This window comes from Halalkaliarchaeum sp. AArc-GB (assembly GCF_031432225.1).
In the GTDB taxonomy this organism is placed as follows: domain Archaea; phylum Halobacteriota; class Halobacteria; order Halobacteriales; family Haloferacaceae; genus Halalkaliarchaeum.
The window spans coordinates 87,985-100,807 of sequence record NZ_JAVKGM010000006.1; the positions used below are offsets into that span (position 1 = coordinate 87,985).

The following is a 12,823-nucleotide window of genomic DNA, read 5'->3' on the forward strand; positions in this document are numbered from 1 at the left end:
TCGCGTTGGGAACGAATGATCGTCCGTGCGAGGACTATCTCGGGATTCGGCACAACTGGAAAAATAGCAATCGTCTTTTTCTCTACACATAAGCAAGGCGAGTGCCTCGGGGTCGTACGGAAGACTTCGTCTTCCGTGATGACGAGAGACGAAGTCTCTCGAACCACTTGGCCCCGAGGCGGTTCACTAAGTGGTATGTGAGTCACCTGTATCGACTGGTTACTACGGGTTTCAAAGAGTACATGACTCAAATAAGGCGTTGTCGAGTAGTTGTTCCGGCGGCGAACGAAGTGAGCCGCCGGCCTTTTTGGTCTGCTCACGGAGCGAAGCTCCGTGGCATCCAGCAAATCCTTCGGATTTGCGTGACAGCTTTTTCAAGGCTCGCGAGACGCCCTCGGCGTCTCGCTGCCCCACGGGCGACGCACAGGTCGCCCGTGGAGAGCGGTGCTGAGCGAACGAAGTGAGCGAAGCACCCGTGAGGAACACCACGGAATAACGATTCACAAGAAATTGTTCCGGCGGCGAACGAAGTGAGCCGCCGGCCTTTTTGGTCCAGCTTTTTCAAGGAGCGGTGCTGAGCGAACGAAGTGAGCGAAGCACCCGACGCAGAAAAAGGTGGGAGTGTCTCATTCGTAATCGTGGGCCACGACGCCCCGACGACGCCGGACTTTTCGCTGTCGGATCTCCCGGGCGGCGCCGGCCGGCTCGACCTGCTCGCGCGGTGTGTCAACGCCGGACTGTTCCTCTCGCACGGGATCCGCGAGAACGTCCGCGTCCACCTCGTTTTGAGCGACACCTTCACCGTCAGCTTCGACGGCGGCACCGTCCGCAACCTCGCGCCCGACGAGCGCAACGTCGCCGCCCGGGTTCGCGGCGCACTTGCGGCAAGCGACGGAGCCATCGGTCACCAACCCGCCGAGCCGTCCCCCGGCGTCCGGCTCTACCGCATGGGGTTCGAGGAGACGCTCGAGTCCGTCGCCGGCGGCGGGCGACGCGTCTCGGGCCCGGGACAGGGCGGGCCACCCGATCCGACAGCCATCCAGCTCCACGAGGACGGAACGCCGCTGCCGGAGCTCGCGGTGCCCGACGCGCCCGTGTTCGTCCTCTCGGATCACCACGACTTCAGCGAGGAGGAGGCGGCGCTGCTTTCGACCGTCGCCGACGAACGCGTCCGGGTCGGCCCCGAGCGCATCCACGCCGACCACGCGATCGCCATTGCGCACAACTATCTCGACACTGACGGCTACCAACGGTACTGAAACGGCGCAGGAGACGGCATCGGATATCGTGAGTCGGGTCTTTTGCTCGTTAAAATCAGCGTGCGAGAGACAGTGTCCACCGGCACTGGCAGTGCGTGGTCACCGATCTGTCGCCACTGCACGGGCAGCGACGGCCACCAGTGCCACCCCGAGGACGATCATCGTTCCCTGGGAAGCCACGGCGACGACGGACCCTACTTCACCGCCGGTCGCCACTGCGAGTATCTCGGGTACTGCACGCAGTGAGCCGAGCACAGCCAGCGCGCCCAGTGCTCCGATCCCGTAGACTGAAAGGCGCTCGCGGTCGGTCTCCCGGCCGACGGAAGCAAACCCCACGGCGAGAATACCGAAGAAAGCCGGAATGAGCGCCGTAATGCTGGCGAAATCGGTCAGAACCCAGGCGCCGACGCCGAGGACAACCAGCGCCACGCCGATGATGAGTCCACTGGTGAAGACGAACTGCGTGCTGTCAGCCATGGCAGTACCTTTGGCCACAAGACCGTAATAGGTTGGTTACGGAAAGACGAGGGGAAAGCCTCGCGGTTCACGTGGTGTCCGCGTCGATCCGGGGTCGAAAGCCCGATCGGTGAACCGCACTCCGGTGCCGAAACGACCGCGGTCGAGTTCACCCCATCGCTTCTAGAACGAGTTTGCGTTCTGCGGAGCTCAGTCGCTGTGAGATGGAGGATTTCGAGACGCCGAACTCGTCGGCGATCTCGTCGAGGCCGATCTCGCGGGGGCGTTCGTAGTACCCCTGTTCGATCGCCCAGTCGATGGTTTCGCGTTCGAGGTCGGTCAGCCGGGAGACGTTCACCGTCTCGAGTTCGTGGGGTCCCTCGAGCTTCGAGACCAGCGAGAGCTGCCGGACCGATACCTCGGCGATCTCCGAGACGTCCCGGACAACGTCCATCAGAGTGAGTCGGTCCGGTGGATACGTTTCGACGATCAACTCGCCCTGTTTCCGGTCGGTGATCACCGCGACGCACTGGTGTTCGGTGAAGGCGTTGCAGAAACACGACTCTTCGACGTCTGTACTGACGTACTGGACGGAGTCGACCGACTCCCGGCCGGTCGAGGCCTTCGTGATCAGGTGGCAGTCGCCGTTCAGGCTCGCCGTTTCGATCTCGGTCACGCAGGAACATGCGTCCGTGAGCGGACAGGGGTGATCGTCTGGGAGACGCACGGACAGTTCCGCGCGCAACTCCCGGGAATCACCGAGCAATTTTCCGATGGCGGTTCCCGATCCCATGTGAAAAAATTTCGTCCCGGCTGGCAATAATCTCCCGAGGCTTTTCCCGTAAAGATAACCGACGAAGTGTTTATTATCTCGACCGGTACGGAGGAATCGTTCGGGGCCCGTAGCCCGGCGTCTCCCGTCGATCCGGAAGTCTTAAACGACGAACGAGACTGTATCAACATGCGGGCCGGTGGGGTAGCTTGGTATCCTTCGGCCTTCGGGTGGCCGTAACCGCAGTTCGAATCTGCGCCGGCCCACTGGGTACATACCCTTTTTCCCGCATTCCCTAACATTTAGCCGCCGCTTTCGGGGGTGGTGCGCGTGAGGTTCGTTCGAGCCTCACAGCTCTACAACCCGAGTACTGGCGAGCGGATCGCCCACCCCGACGCCGGGGCGAGTGACGAAGAGGTTCGCGAGGCCGTCGACGGCGCCGGCGAGATCGTCACCGACGGGGGCCGCCCAGTGATCCGGGCGGAACGTATCTGTCGGTTCTGCCGACGATCGCTTCGCAACGAGCCGTATCGGTGTTGGTACTTTGGCGTCTGTCGGGCGTGTTCTCGGCGGTTCGGGGAGGGATCGCAGTGAGCATCGACGCCGCTTCACCGGCCGGGACGCCGGACAGTGACGATCTCCCGCGAGTCGAAGCGATTACTACCGAAACCCGGTCTCTTCCGGAGCCAGCCTCACACGGCGCCGCCGGGATGTTCGTGCTCAACGACAGCTGTCGACCCGCTTCGAGTGTCGACTGGGATGCCGGCCGGGGACGAAACCTTCCCGACGGGAGCGTTTATCAACACGCTCGAGCGGCCGCGTACGCTCTTGATGACGAGCGGGTTCACGATTCAGACGCCGAGAAGGATCGGATCGTGCTTTCGAGAGACTACGTGATCGGTGGCGCCGAGCACGCCGTCGTGATGACCGACAGCCGATGGCGCGGTGGCAAGGGTGAGGGAGACGACTACTCCCCTTGGTGGAAGTACGATCTCACCCTGAAGCCCGTCGACGGAGACGGAGAGATCGCCTGGGGTCGGACACCCGTCGAAGCGCTTACTCTGAAGATCCAGCCACAGTATCCTGATCTCGTCGATAGCCGTGGGCAGGGTGTGGAAACTCCCTACGGGCTCGGCTCCCTAGTACACGTTCAGGCAACCTGGGTCGACGACCCGTACGAACTCCTCGAGAAAGCACAGGATCTCCTCAAGCACGCACTGAACTACGACTTCGACTCACACCTCGTGAATCACGACAGCCTGCGGTTCTGGAAAGCGGAAGCACACGTCCGGTTCAGTAAGGAGAAGCTTCAGGATATGGTTCACACACTGCGGCAATCGGCCGATTTGATGGCGCGTCACGCTGCCGACCTGGAGACGACCGGGATTCACGAAGAGAACGAATGGCTCGAGGCGAAGATCACGAGTTCCGATTGGGAGCAGCTCGGGTTTCCCCAGCTGAACGTTCCCATCCTGTTGAAGATCTACCAGTCCGACGCCGGCGAGCGAGCCGAATTCCCGTTCAACCAGCCGAAGATCGAAGCCGCTCTTCTCGGGAATCCTGGCGGTGAGAAACTACACTTCGACCGATGGGACGCGGTGATGCAAGCGCTCGAGGAGATCGTACTGTCACACCTGACGTGGGCTGACGTGGGCGTGGGCGATCTCATCGAAGACGACTACTTCGACGGCGCCGCTGCCGACCCGTGCGAATGGAAACATCCCGAGGGGCGCCGAGATTGGTTGAAGCAACACTACGAGAGCCTTGTCCCGGATCTCTACCGAGAGGCGACGAAAGCGAACACGACGCTCGTCTACGACATCCTGGACGTGGTGCGCCGGTACGGTCGGGTAAACTATCAGACGCTCATGGACGAAACTGGCGCCGCCTATCGGACCGTACGTGAGCACGTCACCCGTCTCTGTGCGATGGGCGGGGAAGAGCCGGGAATCCTGAAGAAGATCCAAGACGTAGAAACGTGGGTTGCCTTCTCGAGCCGATATTTCGAGGAAGATGCCGACGAAGCGCTTGATCAGGTGCGGCCCGACGACACCCCGGAAGATCGACGCGAACGCGCGGAGGAACGTCGGGAACGTCGCCGCGAGCAACGTGACGACGAGAACGATGACGACCAGGAGGAAGACGCCGACGACCAGGAGGGAGATCGTGCCGACTGGGTGAGTGTCGATCGACTCAGTTGGACGCTTTCCCAACTGGCCCGTGCTGCCGAGAAGGGTCACCTCGTCGACGAAGACGTCCGAGTGAACGTCACTCCCTACGACTGGCTCGAGCCGAGACCGGGCTGAATCCGGGGTTCACCGGGTAAATCGCCCGGATCGATAGCGACAGCTTCGCGCAATCACCCTCTTTTTCGGCCGATTCACCTCTGATTTGTGAGTGTTACACTTCGGTTAGGTAATTTTCCTGTCTACTTTTACTTTCACCTAGCTGTTAACGACGATCGAAGAGCAAAATCACCCCAGTTTTGGGCCGGAATCCGGCCGTGAGGGAAGCCTCGAGACGGTCGCGATCGCGGGTGAGATCGCCCCGATCGGCCGGTTCTGTTGGCTCACCACCTTGCCAGCCCCCCCTACCGTAAAGTGCCGCTGGGGCGGCGAACCTAAAACGGCCGGGGGCAGACCGCCCCCGGCCTCCCGCACAACTCGAGGCGAGCGTACGCCACAGTAGAGCCAGTGAGACGGTGATACACAGGGGTGGTAGTCGTTGAAGGGCCACAGTGAGGGTTCGGCAAGGGACTCTGCCAACCGCCCGTAATACAGGGAAAGGAAAGGAGAGAGCGAGCGGCGTGATCGGGCCGGCGCCGTGGGCGTGGGCCGAAATACGTGATTACTCCTCGATCCAAGGAACAACTGACCGATCTACAAATACACCGTTCTCCGCTTCCCTTACGGCTTCTTCACCAAACACCCTAGTAAACAAGCGGAATAGATCCTCGTAGTAGCTCGTTGGGCGGTTCTGCTCGAGAATTTGGACGATGCCTTTGTCCGGGCGGTCGACACCCCGAAGACCGAGATACGTTCTGACAAACGCCTCTGCAGCGGTGTATTGCGACTCCGAGAATAGATAGGTTGGGAGAACCAAGTTTTCCGTCTCTCGGCCAGACGGCGCACCTCGAGCTACGAGAAGGCGACCGAGGGGAACGCCTTGTTTTCGGGGTTCGATGGTCGAACCATGGGGATTCTCGCGATCGCGATACGTGCAGCCAACCCCCACCTCTTCTAATATTCCCTCGATGTGGACCCGTTCTTGTTCGTTGCTAACGCTCCAAAGAGGCTTGAACAACTGGGCCGAGATCGACCCTCCAGCGAATATTCCAGCGACAGCTCGCGTAAGCACTACGTGCATAGTCCCATCAAGATCGTCCCACCCATTTTTCGTTACAACCTGCCACCCTCGTAAGGCGTCAGGCATGGCATCGCCTTCGATCCAAGGACGGATACGAGATCGAGGAAGGCCCAGAGCAGTAGCAACAGCGTGACTCCCGAGGTCCGGGTGCGCTGTCGTGTAGCGTTCTACCCGGTGATACTGAGAGACGAGTTCGTGGACGGACGCATCACTTTTGGTTTCATAAGTAGCAAAGAACTCATCTCGAAGACCCGTCTTGTCCATCAGTTCTGATAATGGGGAGATGAGGTTTAAAAGATGTCCCTAAGAATTACGAGACAGCCACCTTAGGTGAGGGAGAAATCAGTGTGGAACCTTCGCCATCACGGTGGACAAAAACGAGACACAACCATGCAATTGAAACAGTTTATTGGGGATAGAGAGGCAGTATCGCCCGTCATCGGAGTGATTCTGATGGTGGCGATCACCGTGATCCTTGCGGCCGTGATCGGCACGTTCGTCCTTGGACTCGGTGATCAGGTTGGAGACACTGCGCCGAACGCGAATTGGGATGTTGACGTTGATGATGATGGTGATGTGACGTTTACACACAACGGCGGGGAAAGTGTAAACAGTGATAACCTTTATCTCAATGATGATGATGGTTCTGAAGCTGTAGAAAATGACAACCTTAGTGGTGATCTTGTGGTGGGAGATACACTTTCAGCAGGTGATTCAGTCAGCCTAGATGACCCTGCCAGTGACGAAGTTCAACTCATTTGGCAGTCTGGAGACACGTCGACTATTCTTGCAACTGCACAGACTGAATAGATAGCTAATTCTACTCTTTGACAATTCATAATTCCAGGATACCTATCGCTCAGGAGGTTTCAAGAGTGATAACTGGCAGGGAGGATTTATCAATGAAATCATTCGATACAGATATAGCCACCACGATGACGGGGGGTTCCTGTTGGGCGAGTCACGAAGTAACGGCGCGTCACAATGTGTACGGCTCCTCCCGCCTAGTGGGGGTGGACAAACCATGCAATTGAAAGAGTTTATCGGGGATAGGGAGGCAGTATCGCCCGTCATCGGAGTGATTCTGATGGTGGCGATCACCGTAATCCTTGCGGCCGTGATCGGCACGTTCGTCCTTGGACTCGGTGATCAAGTTGGGGACACTGCTCCGAACGCGAATTGGGATGCAAGCTATGATTCAACCGCTGATGAGGTCATTTTCACTCACCAGGGAGGCGATAGTGTTGATGCCGAGTTGCTGACGATCAACTCGGATGATAACGTGTTCGATACTTCAAATACAGACTTCGCTGAAGATGAACTGTCGGCGGGTGACAAAGTCTGGAGAGAAGCTGACGGTGGTGCAACCGGTGAAGTCTCCGTTCGACTCATCTGGGAATCGGGAGATACATCCAGTGTCCTGGCAACTGAAGAGGTTGAAATATAATGGAAATTAAAGAATTTATTCGTGGAAAGAAAGCGGTATCGCCCGTCATCGGAGTGATTCTGATGGTGGCGATCACTGTGATCCTAGCGGCTGTGATCGGCACTTTCGTGCTCGGACTCGGTGACCAAGTTGGTGAAACCGCTCCGAGTTCCCAGTTCGATACTACCGAAAGTATTGAAGACGACGAGATTACGGTGACTTTCAATCATCAGGGAGGGGATGCAGTTGAGGGCGAAGAACTTCAAGTGAACGTTAATGCTGACAACGTGGACGAAGAGAATAGCGATCTTGAAGTAGATGATCAACGATATTCAGCAGGAACTTCGTTCGACGTAATGGTCAAAGCAGACGATGATAGCAATTCAGTGGAAGGTGACCTTACGCTAGTTTGGGCATCTGGTGATCGTTCATCCATCCTATACACGCATACCCTTGATGTGAGTGAAGACGACCTCGAATCTACGTCATGAATTGAACTTTTTTTATTTTGTGTTTGTCATTACGATCTGAAAATTGTCTCCAGTTTTACTTTCGCCTGTCGGGTGCCACGGTGATCACCGCCGCCGTGCCACCGGACGGTCGGCAGTCTCGAGGCGCGCACAGCTGTCGTCTTCAACACTTGCGTTCCGGTTCCCCGGATCCGGTACACTGCGAATCCGTACCATCCTTTCTGCTGTCGTAGCTTTTCGTGGTACTTCTCGTAGATCTTGAAGTTCCCCGGATTCCCATCCGAGTGCTTGTGCGCCGTCGCTTTGAACTCCCAGGGCGTCCCGTTCCGGAGCCCATCGTACCACGAACAATCAAGCCTCTTTCCCTCCTCGTCGGTCAACCGGACGTTGTACTTGTCCGCCAGGTAGTACTCGCAGGCGGTGCCGTGTTTGTTCGCTTTGTGGCTTGGCATCTATCGCCTCTCACGCGCACCGTGCGTCTTATATATCGACTCCTCGGGGTCTCTCACCGGCAGCCCACGGCTTGGACCGCCGCCACCGCGCGCGGGCCGTGGGCCGTCACTTCCCCGTCTCGTGTCGGGGGGTCGGTTGACGTTGACAGCGTGGCATCCCGGCGGAGTCATCCAGTTATCGCCTCCACCCTGTCAAGCCGATCGGCGTGTGCGTTCTCTTCGCGGTGTTCCTTCCGGCGCTTTCGCACCCATTCGTGGCTGAACGGCACGAACTTGGCGGCTTCGCGGGTTGACAGCTCCTCTTCGGCCGTCCGAACGGCCGTCCACACCGCCACGTCGTAAGCCACATCCCCCGGTTCGGGATTCCCGTCGTCTTCCTCGCCGTCGCTCCAGCTCCACACCGCCGGATCCTTCGTGTTGTACCGCCAGTCCGTCTGTGGAATCCCGTCGATCCGGAAGCGTTCGTCCCGGATCTCCCCGGACTTGATCTTGTCCGCCACGATCGCCTGCTTCTTCGAGGTCTTCTTGATGATCACCCCGACGCGCCACAGCAACGGGTGGATCGAACTCTCGTCGTGCGCGATGTACACCAAGAGACCGTTGTACTTCCGGATCTTGAACACCAGCGGCCCCATCTTCTTCCGCATCAAGTAGCCGGACTTCCCGCTTCCATCGCCGACGCTCGAGAACTCGTCACCGATGAACAGCTTTTGAGATTGTTCGTGCTCGAGCGGGTCACCGTCTTGCTGCACCCACTGTTCCATCGTCCGGAAGTCGGGCACGAACCCGCTCCGGGTGTCACCGTCCGAATCGGTCCATTCGTCGACTTCTCGAAGCGTGGGGATGTTGCTCGCGACCTGTTCGATCCCGAGGAGATGCTTCGCTCGTTGGCCCACTAGCCCACCGAGATCCGTCTTCCCGGTGCCCATCTCCCCGAGAATCACGATCACCGGCGCGGGCGATTCGATGATCTGATCCACCTTCTGGATCGCTTTCATCCCGGAAATATCGGCGCGTTGCTGTTGGTCACCGGTGAGGTGTTTGAGGGTCGGCATGTCCCCCGCGTGAAGGGCTTCCCGACCGGTTTCGGTCGCGGCGATCGACCGGATCTCTTGGACTTCCTGGAGATCTCCCGCTTCGCCGGGCATCCGTCCGGGGTGATCGGCGTGCATCGGATCGTAGTTCTCCTCGAGAACCGAGAGGTATCGACTCACCTGTTGATCGCGAACGATCCCGGTGTGTCGGTGTGCATCCGGCTCCCGGACGTTGTAGCCATCCTGGTGCTCGCGAAACTGCGCCGGGGTGTACACGTCGTTGTCGTCAGTCATCGGTGACAGCCTCCTGTGGTGTCGTCTCGCCGGCGCCGTTCGTCTTCGGCTCGTCGATCACCGGCTCGGCGAACTCCTCGAGTTCGATCGTCGGGAGATCGTCCGGACCGGTCCCTTCGATCTCTGTCGAGAAGTTCTCGAAGACGTCTTTCACCGCGTCGGGGTCCATCAAGGTGCCCCGCTCGCGGGCTTCGGCTCCCTCGTTCACCAGCGTTTCCTGGATGTCGGCGCCGAACTCGCTCACCGATTCGCGCATCACGTTCAGGGTGATGTGGGACTCGGTGAGCTTGCTGTACATCGATTCCATGTGAGACTTCTTCGTGAGTAGCTTTGTATCCTCGATCTCCGAGAGCCACACGCCGGTCACCCGCAGCTGATCGAGATCTTCGTCGTATTCGAACTCCTGGACCGCCCACGCCGCCGAGCCGTTGACGGGATAGGGAGCCGCCCCCTGCACCTTCTTGTCTTCCCAGATTCCTGGCTCGACGTAGTACTTCTCGAGGGTGTCACCTACCGCGTTGACGTGATGGACTTCGACCATTCGGCGTTGTCGAAGTCGCCGGACGAACGCGACGAAGAACCCGAACAACGCCGGGCCGAACAGCAACAGCGCGGCGATCCACCCGACCACGATCGGGGGCACCGTGGGGAGATCGGGCCGGTAGATCACCAGCGCGGCGCCGATGCTGAACAACACGCCGAGTACAAGCAGCTGTGCCTCGGCGAGAATCCAGGTGAGACGATCGCTCCACCCGCCGAACGTCGTTGATGTGTCACTCATGCTTTCATCACTCCACTGTCTTCCTTCCACAGCACGTATCCCGCGCCACCGAGAGAGGCGAAGATCGCCAACAGCATCCCGGAGAAGAGCCCGGATTCACCGCCGAAGTGCCGGAACGGATCGTCTCCGGATTCATCCATCTCGGTAGAGAGTCGAATCGACGAGCCGCCAGCGCCCACGCCCACGGCGTGCCCACCGGCGAACTCTTCGACGGGCATCACGATCACGGTGGTTCGGTCACCAAAGACTCGCTCTTCGATTCGGGGGATCCGGGTCGCTCCCGCCTCCCCCATGCCGGCCACGCCGTCGGCGATCTGGACGTGGGTCGTTCGCTCAGCTTCGATCCCGAGCCGGAGCTGTGAGTTTTCGAACTCCCAGCCCACGATCGTCACTGCATCGGAGAGTCGGATCTCTTCCTGGTGCTCGAGCGTGTCGGCTTCCGACTCGTCGAGAATCGTCTCGGCGACCGATTCGTTCACCGTCTCGTTTGCTGGTGCATCGGCAGCTGCGGCAGCGCCCACAAGGCCACCGCTCGCGGTCACCACAAAGAGCGCCACCGCTAACCCGCTTGCCAGCACGAAAAATCTGGAGCTCATGATCTCTATCTCGAGTTAGTTCCCCGGCAGCATCGAGAGGGCCGCCTGGTACAGGGCGAGCACGAGCAAGATCGCCACCGCGATCCCACCGTACGCGCTTGCGTCTACCTCGAAATCGTCGAACCAGTCGCCCCATCCACCGCCGAGAATCGGGTCACCGCCGGCGGTAGCGTCTTCGTAGGCTGCGATTAGCTCTTCGTATCGCTCTTGTTCTTCCTCCCACTCTTCTTCAGTGATGTAGTTGTCATCATCCTGTGGTTCTGTTTGACTGAACTCGGTTTCGTCGACTTCTTCACCGTCGGCGTCTTCGAGCTTCTTGATCTCGAAGGTGTCCGTGATTCGGATCGTCTCCATGTGGGTGTCTTCCGCTTCGGTGTAGTACTCCACAGAGTCGATCTCGGCGATCTGCTCTTCGAGCTGGTCACTGATATCGACGACCCACTCTTGATCGTCAGTAAACTCGAAGTCATCACGGGTTACCTCCGCCACTTCGTCTTGATTTGTCTCGATCAGGTACAGAATATCCTCGTACGGCTGCTCAGTGAAGGTCACCTCACCGCCGTCGATTCCCTGTTCGTAGGCTGTCCAAACACCCTCCGATTCGGTGACATCGTAGGTGAAGAACACGTCCCCATCGAGATCCGCAGGGTCGTATATCTCTCCGGCAGAAAATGTGGTGTCACCCGTGAATCCGAACGTGCCCCGAAGCGTGGCGTTGTACTCGTCGATCTCGATAGTCGCCTCGCGGTCCGGATCGACCGGGACGTTCAGCGCCATGAGATCGGCGATCGCCTGGGGATACCGCTCGTCATCCGAGAGGAGTTCAGCCTGTTCTCGAGGTGTGAGCAGGTCGTCGACGGTGATGTCACCGCTTTGAACGTCGCCGTAGACGGAATCGAGCCACAGAATAAATCCGTCTCGGACGTTGCCGAAGTTCTCGGACATCTCCTCAAAGAGATCGCGCCACTCCTCTTCGACGAGATAGGTGAATTCAGGCTCATCGTTGTAGCTATCGTCTTCATCGAATACCTGAACTTCTGCCCACACGTCTGCCTCGTTGTCAAAGGTGTAGTCGGCACCCGAATCGTAGGCGTCGATAGTCTCCTCTTCTTGGTCATGTTCGGGTGACCAATCGAGGGTGGTCGTTTCCTCGCTGTCTCCAGCAGTGATCTCACATTCGACCTCGAGCACGAGCAGCGTGTCGGTCGTTCCATCGGGGTATTCCCACTCTTCTTCTCGGTAACCCCACTCAGTGGAGATATTGTCTCCGTCGTGACCGATGTACATGATGCTAGTGAGAGAAGCGTCTTCATGTTCATCGATCACCTCATACTGGTTCATCAGCTCGTGAATCGATTCGTTCCAGTTTTCGTGAGCGTTGCGCCGGATCGTGGTTTCGTACTCGTCGAGTGCGGTTGTACCGGCGTCTTCACACTCGGACTGGCTTGATCCGTCGTTCAACTCCTCGATTGCGGCGATCTTCGCTTCCGCGTAAGCGACGTGATCAACGCCGCGGAGAATTTCCCGGTTATCGACGAATGTACTGGCGTTGTCGGATTTTCTCGAGTGCAGGGTACTGCGAACGTCGGTTTCCAGCGCTTCCGCCGAAAGTCCGTCAGAGGGCGGGTCCGACGCCATTCGGGTGGCCGTTTCGTACAGCCACCCGGACACATGGATCGGGGAGCCCCACGGATACTCTTGAGCGGTTTCATACCACGGTTCTGACTCGTCTTCGTCATCACCGTTGTCTTCCTCGGCAGTGACGGAGCCGGACACTGCGAGACCGGACCCTGCAGCTGCCGCGCCGGCACAGACGCGCATGAACCCGCGCCGGTTCAGATCGCGGCGAAGAGCACGACCCCGTAGATCACCAGCATCGCGAGCATCCACGCGATCGCGATCACCACCGCCGACCGA

14 protein-coding genes and 1 tRNA gene are annotated in these 12,823 nt (G+C 58.9%); 7 read left to right on the plus strand and 8 right to left on the minus strand.

Features of this window, described 5'->3' with window-relative positions; all coding sequences use genetic code 11:
- Positions 1-587 precede the first annotated feature (587 nt).
- Positions 588-1,259 (plus strand): tRNA (pseudouridine(54)-N(1))-methyltransferase TrmY, encoded by a 672-nt coding sequence (gene trmY, locus RH858_RS08025; protein ID WP_310561523.1) that lies wholly within the window; start codon positions 588-590, stop codon positions 1,257-1,259.
- A gap of 99 nt (positions 1,260-1,358) precedes the next feature.
- On the opposite strand, the gene RH858_RS08030 is transcribed toward trmY, so the two are convergent.
- Both RH858_RS08030 and RH858_RS08035 read right to left on the minus strand, forming a co-directional pair.
- Positions 1,359-1,736 (minus strand): hypothetical protein, encoded by a 378-nt coding sequence (locus RH858_RS08030; protein WP_310561524.1) that lies wholly within the window; start codon positions 1,734-1,736, stop codon positions 1,359-1,361.
- A gap of 148 nt (positions 1,737-1,884) precedes the next feature.
- Positions 1,885-2,508 (minus strand): helix-turn-helix domain-containing protein, encoded by a 624-nt coding sequence (locus tag RH858_RS08035; protein WP_259534707.1) that lies wholly within the window; start codon positions 2,506-2,508, stop codon positions 1,885-1,887.
- 172 nt (positions 2,509-2,680) lie between these two features.
- Here RH858_RS08035 and RH858_RS08040 point away from each other — a divergent pair.
- The 3 genes from RH858_RS08040 to RH858_RS08050 all read left to right on the plus strand — a co-directional run bounded on the left by RH858_RS08040 (position 2,681) and on the right by RH858_RS08050 (position 4,793).
- A tRNA-Pro gene (locus RH858_RS08040) sits at positions 2,681-2,753 on the plus strand.
- A 64-nt stretch (positions 2,754-2,817) separates the two neighbouring features.
- Complete coding sequence (locus RH858_RS08045) at positions 2,818-3,081, plus strand: hypothetical protein (RefSeq protein ID WP_310561525.1); 264 nt, start codon at positions 2,818-2,820, stop codon at positions 3,079-3,081.
- The gene (locus RH858_RS08050; protein ID WP_310561526.1) at positions 3,078-4,793 is read left to right on the plus strand and encodes a hypothetical protein; all 1,716 of its coding nucleotides are present in this window, start codon (positions 3,078-3,080) and stop codon (positions 4,791-4,793) included. Before RH858_RS08045 ends, RH858_RS08050 begins: the two co-directional genes overlap by 4 nt.
- A gap of 541 nt (positions 4,794-5,334) precedes the next feature.
- Here RH858_RS08050 and RH858_RS08055 read toward each other — a convergent pair.
- Entirely contained in the window at positions 5,335-6,117 is a 783-nt protein-coding gene (locus RH858_RS08055) for a hypothetical protein (protein ID WP_310561527.1), read from the minus strand.
- Positions 6,118-6,243: 126 nt separating this feature from the next.
- On the opposite strand from RH858_RS08055, the gene RH858_RS08060 reads away from it, so the two are divergent.
- The 3 genes from RH858_RS08060 (at position 6,244) to RH858_RS08070 (ending at position 7,770) form a co-directional block, all read left to right on the plus strand.
- Positions 6,244-6,663, plus strand: coding sequence for a type IV pilin N-terminal domain-containing protein (locus tag RH858_RS08060; RefSeq protein ID WP_310561528.1), 420 nt, complete (start codon positions 6,244-6,246; stop codon positions 6,661-6,663).
- A gap of 214 nt (positions 6,664-6,877) precedes the next feature.
- Positions 6,878-7,300, plus strand: a complete 423-nt coding sequence (locus RH858_RS08065) for a type IV pilin N-terminal domain-containing protein (RefSeq protein WP_310561529.1) — start codon at positions 6,878-6,880, stop codon at positions 7,298-7,300.
- Positions 7,300-7,770 carry a type IV pilin N-terminal domain-containing protein gene (locus tag RH858_RS08070; RefSeq protein WP_310561530.1) on the plus strand — a complete coding sequence of 157 codons (471 nt, stop codon included), beginning with the start codon at positions 7,300-7,302 and terminating at the stop codon, positions 7,768-7,770. Before RH858_RS08065 ends, RH858_RS08070 begins: the two co-directional genes overlap by 1 nt.
- A gap of 29 nt (positions 7,771-7,799) precedes the next feature.
- On the opposite strand, the gene RH858_RS08075 is transcribed toward RH858_RS08070, so the two are convergent.
- The 5 genes from RH858_RS08075 to RH858_RS08095 all read right to left on the minus strand — a co-directional run bounded on the left by RH858_RS08075 (position 7,800) and on the right by RH858_RS08095 (position 12,727).
- Positions 7,800-8,201: a hypothetical protein gene (locus tag RH858_RS08075; RefSeq protein ID WP_310561531.1), complete on the minus strand. Its 402-nt coding sequence runs from the start codon at positions 8,199-8,201 to the stop codon at positions 7,800-7,802.
- A gap of 167 nt (positions 8,202-8,368) precedes the next feature.
- Positions 8,369-9,529 carry a hypothetical protein gene (locus RH858_RS08080; RefSeq protein WP_310561532.1) on the minus strand — a complete coding sequence of 387 codons (1,161 nt, stop codon included), beginning with the start codon at positions 9,527-9,529 and terminating at the stop codon, positions 8,369-8,371.
- Positions 9,522-10,310, minus strand: a complete 789-nt coding sequence (locus RH858_RS08085; RefSeq protein WP_310561533.1) for a hypothetical protein — start codon at positions 10,308-10,310, stop codon at positions 9,522-9,524. The genes RH858_RS08080 and RH858_RS08085 overlap by 8 nt, the downstream gene beginning before the upstream one ends.
- Positions 10,307-10,906 (minus strand): hypothetical protein, encoded by a 600-nt coding sequence (locus RH858_RS08090; RefSeq protein WP_310561534.1) that lies wholly within the window; start codon positions 10,904-10,906, stop codon positions 10,307-10,309. Before RH858_RS08090 ends, RH858_RS08085 begins: the two co-directional genes overlap by 4 nt.
- Before the next feature lie 15 nt (positions 10,907-10,921).
- The gene (locus tag RH858_RS08095) at positions 10,922-12,727 is read right to left on the minus strand and encodes a hypothetical protein (RefSeq protein ID WP_310561535.1); all 1,806 of its coding nucleotides are present in this window, start codon (positions 12,725-12,727) and stop codon (positions 10,922-10,924) included.
- Positions 12,728-12,823: the final 96 nt, after the last annotated feature.

Coding starts and splice junctions, on each gene's coding strand:
- RH858_RS08030 (WP_310561524.1), bottom strand. CDS start 1,736: ATGGCTGACAGCACGCAGTTCGTCTTCACCAGTGGACTCATCATCGGC.
- RH858_RS08035 (WP_259534707.1), bottom strand. CDS start 2,508: ATGGGATCGGGAACCGCCATCGGAAAATTGCTCGGTGATTCCCGGGAG.
- RH858_RS08055 (WP_310561527.1), bottom strand. CDS start 6,117: ATGGACAAGACGGGTCTTCGAGATGAGTTCTTTGCTACTTATGAAACC.
- RH858_RS08060 (WP_310561528.1), top strand. CDS start 6,244: ATGCAATTGAAACAGTTTATTGGGGATAGAGAGGCAGTATCGCCCGTC.
- RH858_RS08065 (WP_310561529.1), top strand. CDS start 6,878: ATGCAATTGAAAGAGTTTATCGGGGATAGGGAGGCAGTATCGCCCGTC.
- RH858_RS08070 (WP_310561530.1), top strand. CDS start 7,300: ATGGAAATTAAAGAATTTATTCGTGGAAAGAAAGCGGTATCGCCCGTC.
- RH858_RS08075 (WP_310561531.1), bottom strand. CDS start 8,201: ATGCCAAGCCACAAAGCGAACAAACACGGCACCGCCTGCGAGTACTAC.
- RH858_RS08080 (WP_310561532.1), bottom strand. CDS start 9,529: ATGACTGACGACAACGACGTGTACACCCCGGCGCAGTTTCGCGAGCAC.
- RH858_RS08085 (WP_310561533.1), bottom strand. CDS start 10,310: ATGAGTGACACATCAACGACGTTCGGCGGGTGGAGCGATCGTCTCACC.
- RH858_RS08090 (WP_310561534.1), bottom strand. CDS start 10,906: ATGAGCTCCAGATTTTTCGTGCTGGCAAGCGGGTTAGCGGTGGCGCTC.
- RH858_RS08095 (WP_310561535.1), bottom strand. CDS start 12,727: ATGCGCGTCTGTGCCGGCGCGGCAGCTGCAGGGTCCGGTCTCGCAGTG.